The organism is Collinsella sp. An271 (assembly GCF_002159695.1).
GTDB lineage: Bacteria > Actinomycetota > Coriobacteriia > Coriobacteriales > Coriobacteriaceae > Collinsella > Collinsella ihumii.
Map to the genome: position 1 here is coordinate 135,025 of NZ_NFJE01000002.1, position 13,777 is coordinate 148,801.

Genomic DNA, 13,777 nt, shown 5'->3' on the forward strand with positions numbered 1-13,777 from the left:
CATCAAGGCGCCGCCGTCAGGTACCCCGGCGTCCCCATGGCGTCCACCCTCATCATCGACGCCCCGTCCGCATCCTCGCTCCAGACGGTCCCGGCCCCGCCGACGAGCGATGTGCACCCGTAGAAGGTCCCCATCCCGCCGGCGCCCTCGGCCAGCGCCCAGTCCGCATCCACGAGGATCGTCTCCAGCGCGGAGCAGCCGTTGAAGGTGTGCGAGAGGTCCACGAGCGCGCCCGGGTCGAACCCGGTCAGGTCGAGTGTCTCCAACGAAGCACAGCCGGAGAAACAGTAGTCCATCGAGGTGACGCTGCCGAGGTTCCCCATGCCCTGCACCGAGGCCAGGGAGCTGCACCCGTAGAACCACCACGTCAAGCTGACGATCTCCAGCGCCGCAACGTCCGACGCGATCGTCACCAACAGGACGTCGTCCTCATACCCGTCCCAGGGCATCGCGGAAGCGCTGCGGTAGGCCGCCTGCGCGCAGAGCCGCCCGCTCGCGAGCAGCTGCCGCCCCGCCTCGGGTGCCGAGCTCGCCGTCACCACGAGCTCGCCGTCCGCGTACAGGTGTCCGTAGACCCACGTGCGCCCGTCCGCGTCCGGGTCGGTCAGGATTCCCTCCTCGCCGGTGTTGAGGTTGCCCTCGTCATCGAAGCTCCCGCAGACGTAGCCGCTGCCGCCCACCAGCCGATGGCAGAGGGAAAAGGCGCTCGCGTCCAGCCCCTCGGCCGGAATGAAGCCGTCCGACCAGATCGTCTCGAGCTCGCTGCACCCGTCGCACATCTGGCGCATGTCGGTCACGCCGGCGAGGTTCTCGAAGCCGTGGATCTCCACGATATCCGAGGAGTGGAACCAGTACCTCGTGCACGCGAGCGGCGAGCTCGCCAAGCTCTCGTCGAGGTAGACGTGTTGGACCCCGCTCAGCGAATACCGCCAGGGCACGTCCCCGAGCGCGGATATCTCACCCGGCGCCTCCCACGACTGCAGCACGTTCCCGAGCTCGCTCGTAGTCTCCGCCCGGTAGCACGCCTCGAGCATTCCGCCCTCCAGCAGCAGGACGTATACCTTCGGCTCCGCCTGCCAACAGAGTGCCAATATTGCCGCCGCCATCTCGGGCGGCGTGTAGGTCTCCGTGCCGCCCGTCTGCACCCGGATCGCGTCCGCGATCGCGTCGAAGACGCCGCTCGAGATGATGCCGGTCCCTTCCTCCGCCGCCTCCTGCAGGGGCGTCCCCGTGCCCGTCCCGTCCAGCGCCAGCACGGCGGCCGCCATCTCCGACGGCAGGTACGTCTCCGTCCCGCAGTTCTGGGCCCTAATCGCGTTGGCGATAGCGGTCAGCACCGATTTCGAGATCTTCCCAACCATCTAGAACTCCGTCCCGCTCAGGTCATCCAGCGCCGCTATAGCCTGGGCCACGTACGAGCGGGTCGCCAGCTGGCACAGGCCGACGGGGGCGCACTCCACGTAGTCCTCGTCGAAGTCGCCCTGCTCCGGGATCGTGGCTAAGCATCCCGTGTCCGGAGAGAAGACGAGGTCGCCGACCCCCAGGCGCACACCCTCGACCTCGAATGTGCCGGTCGCCGCCTCGCCGGCGGCGACGTCCAGCCCCTCGGTCAGCCCGATTCGCCGGCTCCTGATATTGGTGATGGGCTTGACGAGGTGCTGGTACTTGCCGTCGACGTTGAGGCTGGACGTGCTCGTCACGACCGCAAGCAGGGATGCAGAATCGATGACGAAGTCGCCGTTTTTGTACTTGCCGCGCGTGGCGTAAAACTCTGCCAGCGCGCCGATGTTGACGAACTCGTCGTCGATCAGGAAGATCCCCGGCGAGCGCGTCGCGTCGTCGCCGGGGGCGCCCTTCAGCCCGGAGAAGGAGAACTCGAGCGTGCGGGCGCCCGGTGTTCCGCCGAGCTCAACATCGACGGAGGGCGTCCCGGACGAGGAGTTGACGGTCGCGGTCGCGCTGACGAAGTCCGCGTCGGCGCCGGGGTCCCCCTTATCGCCCTTCGCCCCGTTCTCGATCGCCGCCGTCGTGGTTCCGTACTCGTCGGTGACGGTGATCGTCGCGCCCGTCTCCGTCTGCACGACCGAGGCGGAGGGGCTGTAGCCGTCCAGGCCGTCGAGCCCGTCCTCGCCGGGAGCGCCGGGCGCCCCGTCCTCGCCGTCGAAGTCCCCGCGTGCTGCCGCGGCACGTATCTCGGCCGCCGCAGCGCGCGCGTCGGCCGCCGCGGCGATGAGCGAGGTCACCGCCTCCTCCTCGTCCTCCGTATCGTCGTCGGCGAGCGCCATGGCCACGTCGATCACGAAGGGCATCGAGGACATGACCGACCCGTCCCCATCCACGATGGCCACCTGGGCGTCCACCGTCCCCTCGTGCGCCGCCATCGCCCGGGGCCAATAGATCCTGCAGGCCCCCAACTCGGGGTTTGTTGGCGTAAAGTCCGCCGTCCCGCGAAGTCGCGCCTCCCGATGCCGCCACAGCAGCGTCACCGCGCACCCCGTGAGGTCCACCGGGGTGCCGCCCCGCGCCACCTCGAGCGACAGCCCGCGCCCGCAGGAGTCCGCCGGAGAGGCGGTAAAGGGGCCGAGCGCCGCGTCCGCCTCGTCCCACAACGCATCCACCAGCCCGTATCCGCTCAATTCAGCCATCAGAATTCAACCTCACTCAAGTCGTCCAGCTCCGCGAAGAGCCCGTCCACATACGCCTTCGTCGCCAGAGCCGGCACGGCTCCGCCCGAGGCGGCCCCGGTCGCCGCCCGCACCTCGGCAGCCACCGCCGACACCGCCGCCGCGGCGTCCCCGGCGGCCCCGGCAGCATCCTCCACGTCTCGCACGGCATGCGCCACGTCGCTCGCCGCCGCGTGCACGGTCGGCAGGACGCTACCCAGCGTGTAGCGGGCGACGACCCCGTCGCCGATCTCCCGCTCGCGCGCCACCACCCGCAGCTCCGAGACGCGGGGCGCGGGCGGCGCCGTGTCGGTCACGGCCACCGTGTCGCCGAGCAGCACCGGCACGCGCCCCTCGAGCACCGCCGCCTCCACGGCATACGAGATGCGGGGCCGGCACGCCCGCGGGAGCTCTGCCTGCGTGAGCTCCAGCACCCGCTCGGGGTCCGTCACGCCGGAAAACACCACCTGCCCGAAGCGGTGGGCCCGCGTCCCGTCGGGCCGCGAGATGCCCCACGCGAGGCGCGCCGCCTCGTCGCCGACCCACCCGGCGCCCCCGTTGACGGAAGCGAAGCCGATCCGCTTGCGGTAGCCGCCGGTCCACGTGCCGTCCTCGCCCATGACGGCCTCGCCCGCGCCCCAGCCGTAAAGCGCCGTGTAGACCTCGTCCTCGGCCACGGTGCGCACGCAGCCCGCCATGTTCCTCCCGTAGGTGAGGCGGGCTCCGCGCCAGGCGCCCACGCGCGCCCGCAGCACCACCCCGCGCGCGGTGACGCCGGAGGCACCCACCTCCACGTAGGGGTCGGGCTCGGCGCCCCATACCTCACAGACGCGCCGAAGGGCGGAAAGCCGGTTCGCGTGGTAAATCATGCATGCCGCCGTGCTGGAGAGCCCTGTCGCGGAGGACTCCCATCCCGCCGGGGCGAGCACGGCCGACGCCGCCTCGGCCGCCGTCGCTCCCGTCAGGCGCAGCTCCTCGACGACGCCCGCGAGCAGGTCGCACAGAGACCCCTCGCAGTAGACCCCGCAGCCGCCCCCGGCGCGCTCGTCGGTGCGCACCACCACGTGCTCGCGCCAGCGCCCGTCCTCCGGGTCGCGCCAGACCAGCCGCTCGTACTTCTCCGGGGCCTCCAGGCACGCGAGCTCGAGCACGTCCTCGCCGCCGAGCTCCTCGCGGTGCCTCGCCGCGCCGCATGCGCGCAGCGTCCCCAGGCGCCGCCCGTCGCGCCCGTAGTGGTCGGCAATAAAGCCGCTCACAGCCACGCCTCCCGGAAGTAGACGACCATGTCGTGCCCGCCCGTGACGACGACCTCCGAGGTCCCGGGCGGCAGGGCGAAGAAGACGCTCCCACACGCGACGTCGGCGTCCGCCGCGACCCCGTCCACGTAGACCCGCTCCGCCGCGCAGTCGACGCGCACCGTCTCGGTCCCGTCGAGGGTATGGGCGACCTCCACCTTGTCGGCGGACCCCTCGAGCCCCAGCGTGAAGCCGTCGCCCGCCGACGCCGTGAACACAACCTCGGGCGGCGCCGGAGCCGTGCCGTCGCGCAGCACGCCGACCGAGGTTGCGCCGACCTGCCCGTGGGCCGCGCCGGATGCGCCGTACAGGTACGGGTCGAGCGCCTCGAAGACGAGCTCGCACGAGCCCTCCTCGAACAGGCTCTCCCAGAACGAGGCGTCCCTCAGCACCACGTCGTGGAAGCTGTAGACGAGCACGCCGGGGAGCCTCAGGTCCCCAGCGCCCTCGCCGAGCCAGCCCGCCATGTCGCGGCGGACCTCGAGCAGGCCGTCCGCGTCCGTGTCCTTCTCGAGGTCCAGGTAGAGCCGCACACGGATCTCACGCGTGCCCGGGACCGACGAGGTGGCCGCCATGCCAGGCCGCCCCGGCGCCACGAGCGCCACGACCGCGGGGACCGCGGGGGCAACCCGGGCCTCCGCGGTCGTGTACGGCGAGAAGTTGTGCCCGCCGAACCAGATCGAGCGGAACAGGCCGGACGTCACTGCAGCCGCCCCCGAGCGCGGCCGTACGCCGTCGCGCGGCGCTGCTCACGCTCGGACGCCGCGTCGTCGCCGAGCCGGCCCGCCGCCTCGGTGCGCCGCCATCCCTTGACCGTAGACCGCTCGTCGCGCACCGACCGGAGCTTGCCGTTCCACTTCTCAGACATGTTCACATCACATCTCCCTCGCGACGGTCAGGAGGCACCGCACCCGCCACACCGCGCGCCCGCTGCGGTCGGTGCACACCCTCTCGAGCGGGCAGGTGTCGACGCCGAGCACCCGCACCCCGTCGAGCGATTCATTCAAGTCCTCGCGCGACGCCGCCCGCAAAGCTCGCTCGCAGGCGGACGCCGCCCGCGCCGCGTCGAGGTCCTCGTCGCGCACGACGAGCACCTCGAGCTCCGCGACGCCACGCTCCTCATCGGGCTGCCGGCTCTCGCGCGTAAAGCCGCGCCACCGCACGACGACCGGCTCCGAGCAGAGGAGCGCCGACGGGGCGCACACGTACACGTCGCGCACGCCCGACGCCTTGACCACGCCGGCCACCGCGTCCACGAGGCTGATCATCCGACCTCCAACTCCCAGTGGTGCACGTGCCCGCGCACCACGCAGCAGCGCTTGACCTTCCTGACGAAAACGCTCGGCCCGTCGCCCACGAGCACGCGCGAGCCTACCGGTATCTCAAAGCACCCCAGCGAGTTGCACGCGTCGATAAAGACCGTCCCGCGCCCGCCGTCGGCGCCGCGGTGCCCGTCGTCGACCACGGCCTGCTCCCAGTCCATGCGCACGTGGCGCACGTAGCGCGAGGGCCCGAAGGTCCCGTCGCCGACGGCGGGCCACACGATCATGTCGTCGGGCAGCAGGCGACGAGGAATCGGCCTCAGAAAGCTCATCTCATCCCACCCCCGTGAAGGCGAGACCGGACCCTGCAAGCTCCGCGAGCGCCGCGTCGAGGGCCATGTCCGCGGCGGTCGTCCCGTCCGAGGTGTAGTGCGTGACGCTGAAATCCCCGATCTGGAAGCCGCCCGCGAGCCCCTCTCCGAGCTCGGCGTGCGCGTCGGCCGCCGCGCACACCGCGCGTCTCCAGGCGTCTGCCTGGCGCTCGTCCCATGCCGGGTCCGGCTCGCGCGCGAGCGTGACGCCCGCCACGAGGCGGATCGCCGCCGGCATCGCCTCGGCGAAGGCATCCGCCGGCATCGACCCGCCGTATTCGTCCAGGTAGAAGCGGTACTCGACCGCCGCCGCGCCCATCGCCCGCACCTTACGCGAACAGCGGGCGCGCCGACACGTGCACGCCGGCGAGCTTGTTGTCGAGCAGCTCGACGATGCCGTACTTGCGGTACTTCATCATGTGGGAGTCGAGGCTCTCCAGCTCGTCAGGCGAGAACACGCGGCTCGCCACGTGCTTGTCGAACTTGATGACGGCGGACTTCTCCACGACCATGAAGTTCAGGCGGCGGCTGCCCTCGGTGACCTCGTAGTTGGAGGTCATGGACCCGGAGGGATTCTCGATCACCTCGAAGGAGTCGCCGACCTGCTCATAGTAGGTCTTCCCCTCGACGGGCGCGCTGTCGGTCGACTTCTTAATGCTGTAGTAGCCGCCCGAGAAGCCGAACTCCTTGACGCCGCCCAGGCCGGTCTCGCCGGAATGCAGCTTGATCTCGTCGTAGAAGCGCCCCTGGGGCACCTCGACGACGCGGCAGAAGCGCTCCAACACGCGGTTCGAGCGGTTGGGGTTCGCCAGCGAGAAATCGTCGAGCAGGCCCTTCAGGGTCGGCGTGATGAACAGGTAGCGCGAACCGGTCGAAACCTGGTCCTCGTCCATGCGGCTCGTCACCGCGCGCAGCTCGGCGAGGATATCGGAGGCGTCCGCGTTGGTGAAGTCGTTCTCGACGACGTCCACGCCCTCGTGCCCCGCGATCGTGGCGAAGGTGAAGGCGTCGCCCTCGGGCGCCACCTGCGTGCGCTGCAGCTCGGCGCCCGCCTCGACGAAGCAGTCCAGCACGCCCGCCTCCTCGACGTCCATGGCGTCGGCGAACAGGCGCGTGCCGCGGTCGTAGTTGAAGGTCTTCGTCTCGAAGCTGTAGTTGATTGAACCGGTGATGTAGCCCTCGTTGCGCGTGTAGTCGCCGAGCCCCGTGACCTCGATCTTCGGGATCATGATCTCCTTGGCGTTGCGCCCGGCGCGCGCCATGCGGCGCGGGCTGTTCAGGCACGTCGACACCGCATGGAGCTGGTAGACCTCGTCGATGACATCCGTGTAGTTCTTGGTGGATTCGATGCTGTTCGCCATCCGTTACTCCTTGCCCTCGTCGTCCAGCCCGGCGATCTCCCGCCAGCGCTTCAGAAGCGCGCCCTCGTCCGTGGCGGCGCCCGCCGCCGGCAGCCCCGTCTTTCCCGTGGGGGCGGGCGGCGCGCCTGCCGGGCCGCTCTCGAACAGCCACGGCTCGGCGGCCTTGAGCGCCGCGATGTCCCCGTCGTGGTCCGCCAGCAGCGCACGCGCCGCCTTGACGTTGCGGGCGCCCGCGAGCGCGAGCTCGAAACCCACGCGCTCCTCGTCGCCGGCGCGCCTCAGCTCGTCCATCTCGGCGCGCAGCTTCTCTGCGCTCTCGGCGGTCTTCGCCGCCTCGGCGATGCCGCGCTCGAGCTCCGCGATCTTGGCGTCGCGCTCGGCGAGCGCGGCCTTGTACACCGCCTCGGCGTCGGGCGCGGCCTGCGCCTGCTCGGTATTGGTTTGTTGCTGTTGGTTGTCTTCCTGCTGCTCCGGCCCCTCGGCGCCGGATGCCTGCTCCTTGGTCATGAGACCCCCCATGAGTCAGGCGGGCGCGGAAAGGAGAATGGAAACGCGCCCGCATCCGAACTTGGAGCAAGGATGCGGGCGCGTCACAAAGAGCCCCGGCCGCTAGGGCTCAGCGACCGGCAGTACAATCGATGAAGAGGTGAAATCAAACGGAAGGGGCGAATCATGCCGGGAAGCGACTTCGGGTGCCGCGCGTTCGCGAGGATCCTCGCCAAGCGCAAGCCCCATTACCCCGTGTCCGACCGCTACATCGAGCTCATCCACGACTCGCCGGACAAGACCGGACGCAACGAACGAGAGCACATGGTCTCCTGGTTCGCTGCGAACGAGACGACCGGCGCGGGCGCCTATACGCGCAACGCCCCCAACAGCAGCGCGCGGCGCTGCTACGGCCGCCTGCAGAACGCAGCGTCGCTCCTCTGGATCGCCGAGGCGGTCGGCATCCCAACTGAACAGGTGGAGCGGGCATACGATGCCGCCGTCGCCGCCGGCGACCGCAGGCGGGCATGCGGGGCCATCCGCAAGGTCATCCCCTGGACGGATGTATCCGAAAGAGTGCAAAGACCGAGGTAGGTCTGCAACACTCCTCGATTGTGCGAGGACCAGAGAGTCCTGTGACGGAATAAAGAGGGGAAGCGCCTGCTAGAATAGACATTTGTGGGTCGCTTTGCCCACAACCAAGAATCACCGGTCTCGAGGCGGAAAAAAGAAACAGTGAGCAACAGACAGGACATCAAGGCGGGAAGAATCCTTGCAATGGCGGCAGGCAGTTTTGCCTGTCTTTTCATCCCCGTATTCCTCGTGGCCTTTTTCTCCCTCTCAGCCTGGTCTGACTACAGTCCAGTATGGCGCGATCCCTTATTCGCCCTAGCGATGATTGCACTTCTCGTCATCTGCCTCGTTACGTCGGCCGTCATCGAGTTCAAGACAGTCAAACGCGATAACGCGTTGGAGGATGGAAAGGAACGGTGTTCTTCGGAGCTTGCGCGCCTCGCTGCGGATGTGAGTTTTCTCGATCTGTATGCCTCTCAGGGAAAAGAAGGAGAGGAGGCGAGGGCGCGCGTGGCAGAGCTTGCCGATTTGGCAGGAGGCTGGCCGAGCGATACGACCAAGCGCATATTTGCCGATATCGATGGCAAGCGTGTGGAAGCCGCAGAGAGACACAAGCTGGAACCCGTTAACAACGAGCTTCGAGATTATCTTACCAGCGGCTACTTCGAATACGCGTTTTTCTCTTCGGACGATTTCGTGCGAAACGTATGCGAGAAAAGGCTCGACGAGATGCTCATGCAGCTGGGAGGCTTCATCGAACCCGATCTCAAAGATCAGATTGATAGAGCCTATGAAAAACGAGAGACTGGAGACAGCGTCCAGCAGGAATTCGCCATTCGAAATGAATCCCTGAACCAATCCCTCAAAGAAATCGTGGATAGCGCTGAGTATCAGCATGCCGTCTGGGACCACGATCTCAAATCCATGGCAGCCGTTCTCGAAAAGGCTCGTCCCATTTTGGAAGAACTTGGGGAGAATGCCGACAGGGAGATGGCTTCCAAGGTCTCTAAGCTCGAGCATCTCTGGAAAACTGCATCAGCACGGGAAAAACGCACGCGTCATGAGAACGAAGCGATTCTTGCCCAAGAAAGGTCTGCCCGCGAGCACATGGAAAGGGAGAGGAATCAAAGGGAGAACGAACTCGCCAAGGCCAACGCCGAACGAACTAGGCAAGCTGCGGAACTTGCGAGATTAAACACCACGAGGGCCCAAGAGGCGAAAGAGCTCGCTGAGGTATATTCCGAAAGAGACAGGCAGAAAAAGGAACTCGAGAAGGTTCTGGCAACAAAAGAGGCGCTCCACGGTGAGCTCATTTCGAAGACAGCTGCGGTCGAGAAAGCGGCAAAGCACACAAAGGAACTCGAGAAAAAAGTCCGTGAATTGCAGCAAAAAAGCGGTATCGGAACTCCGACCCACGAGGACATCGACCGCGAGATGGCGAAGCTCGATGCCATGGACGGTTGGGCATTCGAGTCGTACTGCGCCGATCTCTTCAAGGCGGCCGGCTATCAACAGGTGCAGGTGACGAGTGGGTCGGGCGATCAGGGCATAGACGTGATCGCCATCAAAAACGGCATCAAGTACGGCATCCAATGCAAGAACTACAGCCATCCCGTCGGAAACAAGGCTGTTCAGGAGGCATATGCCGGTAAGAGCTTCCATCGCTGCCACATCGCCGTGGTCTTGACCAACAACACGTTTTTGCCGAGTGCTGTCGACCTCGCCCAAAGCACTGAGGTAGTGCTTTGGGATCGCAACATGCTCAGGAAACTCGTAGGGCGATATCTATCCGTGAGCTAGGCCCCGCTCGAATTTGCGACTGGAAGGCACGAGAGATGCCCACATTCGATTACACGAACCTCCCCACGTGGTACATAGAGCAGGCAGCAAACCAGACGTACCCTGGGCTTCAGACATTCGTCCGCGATACGAACCTGACCGTCGAAGAGGCAGCAAGGTACCATGTGGGGTCCGTCATCAGGGCAGACGACTATGTCGTGGCGACCCCGCGCGTCGGCGGCATGGCGACAACGCACCGCTTCGCCATCCTGTCGAACCGCATGTACGACGCCACTGATCTCGCCGACACCGTACAAGGCGCTTCCTGCGCTCCACGCACGACCAGACGTGCACCCCGCTTCAAGGTTCTCGGGATACTGCGAGCAGGCGGCCTCACCCAGATCGTGCTATTGCACCTGTTGGACGATGAGCGCTGGCAGATCTGGCAAAACACCGAGTTCTCTGTGGATAGTGACATCATGGAGAGCGTCCGCGCCAACTTCCATGAGAAGGCGGCTGCAAAACCCATACCCGAGCTCAAGCTCCATGCTTGGATGAAGGCATGCGAAGGGGCGATCGGCTTTGCTGCCACTGGTGCCCCTTTACCCATCGGGGAGGACACAAAAGCGCGACTCGCTTCCACCTCGAGCCTCGATTTCCGCAGCATCTCCGGCCATCTCATATATATCGAGGACGGGAAGAAGGCGCTTCGCCTCAACGAGAGCGAATGGGACGAGGTCTACCCCGGGCTCATTGCATACGGCTACGTCGACCATGTGAGGGGGCTCTGCTGTGCCATCCTCGCATCCGCTCGGCTCGACACCGCAAACCAGCTGGAAGTGCGTCGCGACCTTGATGACATGTCCATCCGAATCGAGGCAGGCGCGCTGGGAGACCTGCGGTGCGCCGGTGTCATCGATGACGTGCTCGGCGAACGCGCGGAATTGGTTGAGACGATGTGCTTTCAAAAGGAGGAACCCGAGAGTGTCGAGGCGCTTCGCTCAATCAGGGCGCTCGATCCCTTTCGGCATCGCGACTATCCAGATGATGTCCGAGCTCTTCTCGTTGGTGACGGGATCGAAACGCCCGAAGCGGTCTGGTTGCGGCTCGAGATCCTAACGGAAGGAAACGACATACTCGCGCGCCTGCTTAACGAGCCCGCTCAGCGATGTGGGGTCCACACGGGAGATCTTCTGCCGCTCGCCTTCTACGACACAGACGACGATACGCTCCTCGTAGCCGTGACCCACGGGAATCGATAGCCTTCTGTATCCACCTCATATAGCATCGCGCCGCCCGTTGGGAGCCAATGTGTAACCGCCCCTTACCATGAGGTTGGCGGCAGAAGGCAGGTCGTTGCAAGGCATCTCAATTACCGATTCTGGGTAGCGACGGCGATGCAATAGTCTTCTATCAGAGGATGTAATGCAGCGCAGTTGATGTGTTTGCTCGGTGCGCAATGCTGGAGCACGTCAAAAGCACGTTTATCACGTGTTAATCTTAGGACAAATTGACCTCTAAATGACACAAGGAGATGGCCGTGGATAACGAGATAAAGCAGAAACGTTTGTCTCTCGGGCTAACGCAGAAGGAGTTCTCTGACGCCCTCGGCCTAGGAAGGAACGGCGAGCGCACCCTCAGGAGATGGGAAAATGGCGAAGCGAAGCCGAAGGAGCTCGAGCGTCGGGCGATACTGTCATTCGCTAACGATGTCCCGTTTCCAAACGTTCCAGAGGATAGCGCAAAATTCCGTTTTGTCGACCTCTTTGCGGGCATCGGGGGCATTCGCCTTCCTTTTTCCGAGCTTGGAGGGCGCTGCGTCTTCTCGAGCGAATGGGACAAGTTCGCCCAGAAGACGTACTCAATCAACTACGGAGAGGTACCCCAGGGCGACATCACTCAAATCTCCAGCGATGAGATCCCCAGCTGCGATCTGGTGATCGGAGGGTTTCCGTGTCAGCCCTTCTCGCAGGCGGGTCTAAGAAAGGGCTTCAGCGACACACGCGGCACCCTGTTCTTCGAGATCGAGCGCATCATCCGCGACAAGCGCCCGAAAGCGTTCCTGCTCGAGAACGTCAAGCAGCTGCGCGGCCATGACAAGGGGCGGACCCTTCGGGTCATCCTCGACCATATCGACCAGCTTGGTTACTCAGCTGATTATGCGGTCCTGAGGGCAGCGGATTTCGGTGTGCCCCAGAACCGCGAGCGCATATACATCGTCGGTTTCGATCGTTCGGTCTTCGGCGATGACGTCCATTTCGAGTTCCCCGTGCCGCCCAAGACCCCCACGCGCGTGGGCGACATCTTGGAGCCCGAGGTCGATGACAAGTACACAATCAGCGACAACCTCTGGGAAGGTCACCAACGCAGGAAACAAGAGCACAAAAGGAAAGGAAACGGGTTCGGCTTCACCCTGTTCAACGCGGATTCTGAGTACACGAACACCATCTCCGCCCGCTACTACAAGGACGGCTCGGAGATCCTCATCGCTCAGGAAGGGAAAAACCCGAGGAAGCTTACGCCACGCGAATGCGCGCGCCTGCAGGGCTTCCCCGAAGAGTTCATCATCCCCGTGTCGGATACCCAAGCGTACAGGCAGTTCGGCAACTCCGTCGCAGTGCCGGTGATCAGGGCGATCGCCCGCCTGATTGTGAAAAAAATGGATGCGGCTAGCGCTTAAGCAGTCTTCTGTTCACCCCGATCGGGCCTATCCAGTCCCATCGGGGTGAATTTTTGACATAGGCTTCTAGGCAAGCGGTTACATCAACGATATAGGCATCTACGTATCCCCAGCGATTCCCGTCATCGAGCTCGGGGATATTGACGTGGCCGAAGCCCCTTGCCAATCCAAAGGCGTCTCCCGGCAACAGAAACGCGTTTGCTGTTGCCGCAATGCCATACCTGTCCCGAAGAGGCTCGTCGTGGTTAAGCCTGCGCTCGATGGTGTCTTGGTAGTAAATCTGCTTGACGATGTCATGCCAACCGGGAAGAGCGATTTTCGCCTTGTAATACTTGGCATCGAGAACGAGAAGCACGGAGTCGCAGATCGTGAGGATATCCGGTCTCTGGCTCGGGTCAGTGCGGCTGGGCGCATTGGCAAGTTCACATGCCACATGCCATACCGGCTGAGGAACCAAAGAAGAATACAGCGTCGGGTCATGGTTGAAGGCCACTTGGCATGCGCGTTCCCAGATATTCTCGAAATCGAGCGACCCGAACAAAGCGACCTGCTGATCGCCGCGATCAGATGACCGGTCGCTCAAATATGCCGTGAGTAAATCAATGAGAATCAGCTCACGCTGAGAGAACGTGGAGGTCTTCTCTCGTGCGAGTGCGGCTAAAAGCTCGTTTTCGCTCCAATTCAGAGCAGCATTCTGCAGCTCCGTGGCATCTTCGATCGCGAAAAGCCATCCGAACGTCTTGACGCATTCCTTAACGACGTGGGCCTGAATCAAGCGCAGCGTATCCCTCGAGTCGACGACGCGCATCCTTACATAGGGATTCTGATACAGCACGCCGCTGCTGGAATGCAGCGGGCTCGATCTGCTGACGGTTTTCTGCCAGTTGACATTTCCGCCCGAAGCTACCGCCGTGACGGTGCGGAACCTGCTCACGAGTCCGTTGGACACGTAATCGTCTAGGATCTTCAACGCATAATAGATCTTCTGGGAGCCTAGATTTCCGTCCATGGCAGCATCCTTCGCCGCCATCAGGGGATTCTCTGCTTTGTATTTGACCATTGAGCGCATCAAGAGAAGAACGGTCCCGCGGAAGCGCTCGGGGCTCGCGGTGACGGATGAGATATCCTGTCCCTTGGGAAGGGATATGACCATCGTGTCGCCGACGAGAGCGATACCCGTGAAGGCGACCGTCGCCCCACCACTATCATGTCTCAAGGTTTTGGGACACATGGTGGCTATAGGCCCAATATGCGGATGATCGTCTGCCGTAACTCGGCTGCCGTCTTGCACGACGCGGATGTCCATG

Annotated in this window: 15 protein-coding genes; 4 read left to right on the forward strand and 11 right to left on the reverse strand. The window is 64.5% G+C overall.

From position 1 onward, the window contains the following. Window positions 1-2: 2 nt before the first annotated feature. The 10 genes from B5F74_RS02235 to B5F74_RS02275 are packed head-to-tail and all read right to left on the reverse strand — an operon-like array spanning window position 3 to window position 7,459. Window positions 3-1,361 (reverse strand): hypothetical protein, encoded by a 1,359-nt coding sequence (locus B5F74_RS02235; protein WP_087199668.1) that lies wholly within the window; start codon window positions 1,359-1,361, stop codon window positions 3-5. Further along, a complete protein-coding gene (locus B5F74_RS02240; protein WP_143753744.1) occupies window positions 1,362-2,645 on the reverse strand; it encodes a BppU family phage baseplate upper protein in 1,284 nt (427 codons plus the stop codon). Further along, window positions 2,645-3,919 (reverse strand): phage tail protein, encoded by a 1,275-nt coding sequence (locus B5F74_RS02245; RefSeq protein ID WP_239283319.1) that lies wholly within the window; start codon window positions 3,917-3,919, stop codon window positions 2,645-2,647. The genes B5F74_RS02240 and B5F74_RS02245 overlap by 1 nt, the downstream gene beginning before the upstream one ends. Continuing rightward, window positions 3,916-4,662: a phage tail domain-containing protein gene (locus B5F74_RS02250; protein WP_087199673.1), complete on the reverse strand. Its 747-nt coding sequence runs from the start codon at window positions 4,660-4,662 to the stop codon at window positions 3,916-3,918. Before B5F74_RS02250 ends, B5F74_RS02245 begins: the two co-directional genes overlap by 4 nt. Next, window positions 4,659-4,832: a hypothetical protein gene (locus B5F74_RS12340; protein ID WP_158095670.1), complete on the reverse strand. Its 174-nt coding sequence runs from the start codon at window positions 4,830-4,832 to the stop codon at window positions 4,659-4,661. Before B5F74_RS12340 ends, B5F74_RS02250 begins: the two co-directional genes overlap by 4 nt. A gap of 1 nt (window position 4,833) precedes the next feature. Next, entirely contained in the window at window positions 4,834-5,226 is a 393-nt protein-coding gene (locus tag B5F74_RS02255; protein WP_087199675.1) for a hypothetical protein, read from the reverse strand. Then, complete coding sequence (locus B5F74_RS02260) at window positions 5,223-5,552, reverse strand: hypothetical protein (protein WP_087199677.1); 330 nt, start codon at window positions 5,550-5,552, stop codon at window positions 5,223-5,225. Before B5F74_RS02260 ends, B5F74_RS02255 begins: the two co-directional genes overlap by 4 nt. 1 nt (window position 5,553) lies before the next feature. After that, window positions 5,554-5,910: a hypothetical protein gene (locus B5F74_RS02265; protein ID WP_087199679.1), complete on the reverse strand. Its 357-nt coding sequence runs from the start codon at window positions 5,908-5,910 to the stop codon at window positions 5,554-5,556. 10 nt (window positions 5,911-5,920) lie between these two features. Continuing rightward, entirely contained in the window at window positions 5,921-6,952 is a 1,032-nt protein-coding gene (locus B5F74_RS02270) for a hypothetical protein (RefSeq protein ID WP_087199681.1), read from the reverse strand. A gap of 3 nt (window positions 6,953-6,955) precedes the next feature. Next, window positions 6,956-7,459, reverse strand: coding sequence for a hypothetical protein (locus B5F74_RS02275; protein WP_087199683.1), 504 nt, complete (start codon window positions 7,457-7,459; stop codon window positions 6,956-6,958). A gap of 165 nt (window positions 7,460-7,624) precedes the next feature. Here B5F74_RS02275 and B5F74_RS02280 point away from each other — a divergent pair, with 165 nt between their 5' ends. The 4 genes from B5F74_RS02280 (at window position 7,625) to dcm (ending at window position 12,470) form a co-directional block, all read left to right on the forward strand. Further along, window positions 7,625-8,032: a hypothetical protein gene (locus B5F74_RS02280; RefSeq protein ID WP_087199685.1), complete on the forward strand. Its 408-nt coding sequence runs from the start codon at window positions 7,625-7,627 to the stop codon at window positions 8,030-8,032. Window positions 8,033-8,173: 141 nt separating this feature from the next. Then, window positions 8,174-9,811: a restriction endonuclease gene (locus B5F74_RS02285; protein ID WP_143753746.1), complete on the forward strand. Its 1,638-nt coding sequence runs from the start codon at window positions 8,174-8,176 to the stop codon at window positions 9,809-9,811. A 35-nt stretch (window positions 9,812-9,846) separates the two neighbouring features. Beyond that, window positions 9,847-11,052: a hypothetical protein gene (locus B5F74_RS02290; RefSeq protein ID WP_087199689.1), complete on the forward strand. Its 1,206-nt coding sequence runs from the start codon at window positions 9,847-9,849 to the stop codon at window positions 11,050-11,052. A gap of 278 nt (window positions 11,053-11,330) precedes the next feature. Then, entirely contained in the window at window positions 11,331-12,470 is a 1,140-nt protein-coding gene (dcm, locus tag B5F74_RS02295; RefSeq protein WP_239283320.1) for a DNA (cytosine-5-)-methyltransferase, read from the forward strand. On the opposite strand, the gene B5F74_RS02300 is transcribed toward dcm, so the two are convergent. Then, window positions 12,460-13,776 carry an LlaJI family restriction endonuclease gene (locus B5F74_RS02300; RefSeq protein WP_087199693.1) on the reverse strand — a complete coding sequence of 439 codons (1,317 nt, stop codon included), beginning with the start codon at window positions 13,774-13,776 and terminating at the stop codon, window positions 12,460-12,462. The two genes, dcm and B5F74_RS02300, sit on opposite strands and share 11 nt — an antisense overlap. Between the last annotated feature and the right edge of the window lies 1 nt (window position 13,777).

What these genes read in the sequence shown, in the direction of transcription:
- B5F74_RS02235 (WP_087199668.1), bottom strand. Translation starts at nt 1,361, where the DNA reads ATGGTTGGGAAGATCTCGAAATCGGTGCTGACCGCTATCGCCAACGCG.
- B5F74_RS02240 (WP_143753744.1), bottom strand. Translation starts at nt 2,645, where the DNA reads ATGGCTGAATTGAGCGGATACGGGCTGGTGGATGCGTTGTGGGACGAG.
- B5F74_RS02255 (WP_087199675.1), bottom strand. Translation starts at nt 5,226, where the DNA reads ATGATCAGCCTCGTGGACGCGGTGGCCGGCGTGGTCAAGGCGTCGGGC.
- B5F74_RS02260 (WP_087199677.1), bottom strand. Translation starts at nt 5,552, where the DNA reads ATGAGCTTTCTGAGGCCGATTCCTCGTCGCCTGCTGCCCGACGACATG.
- B5F74_RS02265 (WP_087199679.1), bottom strand. Translation starts at nt 5,910, where the DNA reads ATGGGCGCGGCGGCGGTCGAGTACCGCTTCTACCTGGACGAATACGGC.
- B5F74_RS02270 (WP_087199681.1), bottom strand. Translation starts at nt 6,952, where the DNA reads ATGGCGAACAGCATCGAATCCACCAAGAACTACACGGATGTCATCGAC.
- B5F74_RS02275 (WP_087199683.1), bottom strand. Translation starts at nt 7,459, where the DNA reads ATGACCAAGGAGCAGGCATCCGGCGCCGAGGGGCCGGAGCAGCAGGAA.
- B5F74_RS02280 (WP_087199685.1), top strand. Translation starts at nt 7,625, where the DNA reads ATGCCGGGAAGCGACTTCGGGTGCCGCGCGTTCGCGAGGATCCTCGCC.
- B5F74_RS02290 (WP_087199689.1), top strand. Translation starts at nt 9,847, where the DNA reads ATGCCCACATTCGATTACACGAACCTCCCCACGTGGTACATAGAGCAG.
- B5F74_RS02300 (WP_087199693.1), bottom strand. Translation starts at nt 13,776, where the DNA reads ATGGACATCCGCGTCGTGCAAGACGGCAGCCGAGTTACGGCAGACGAT.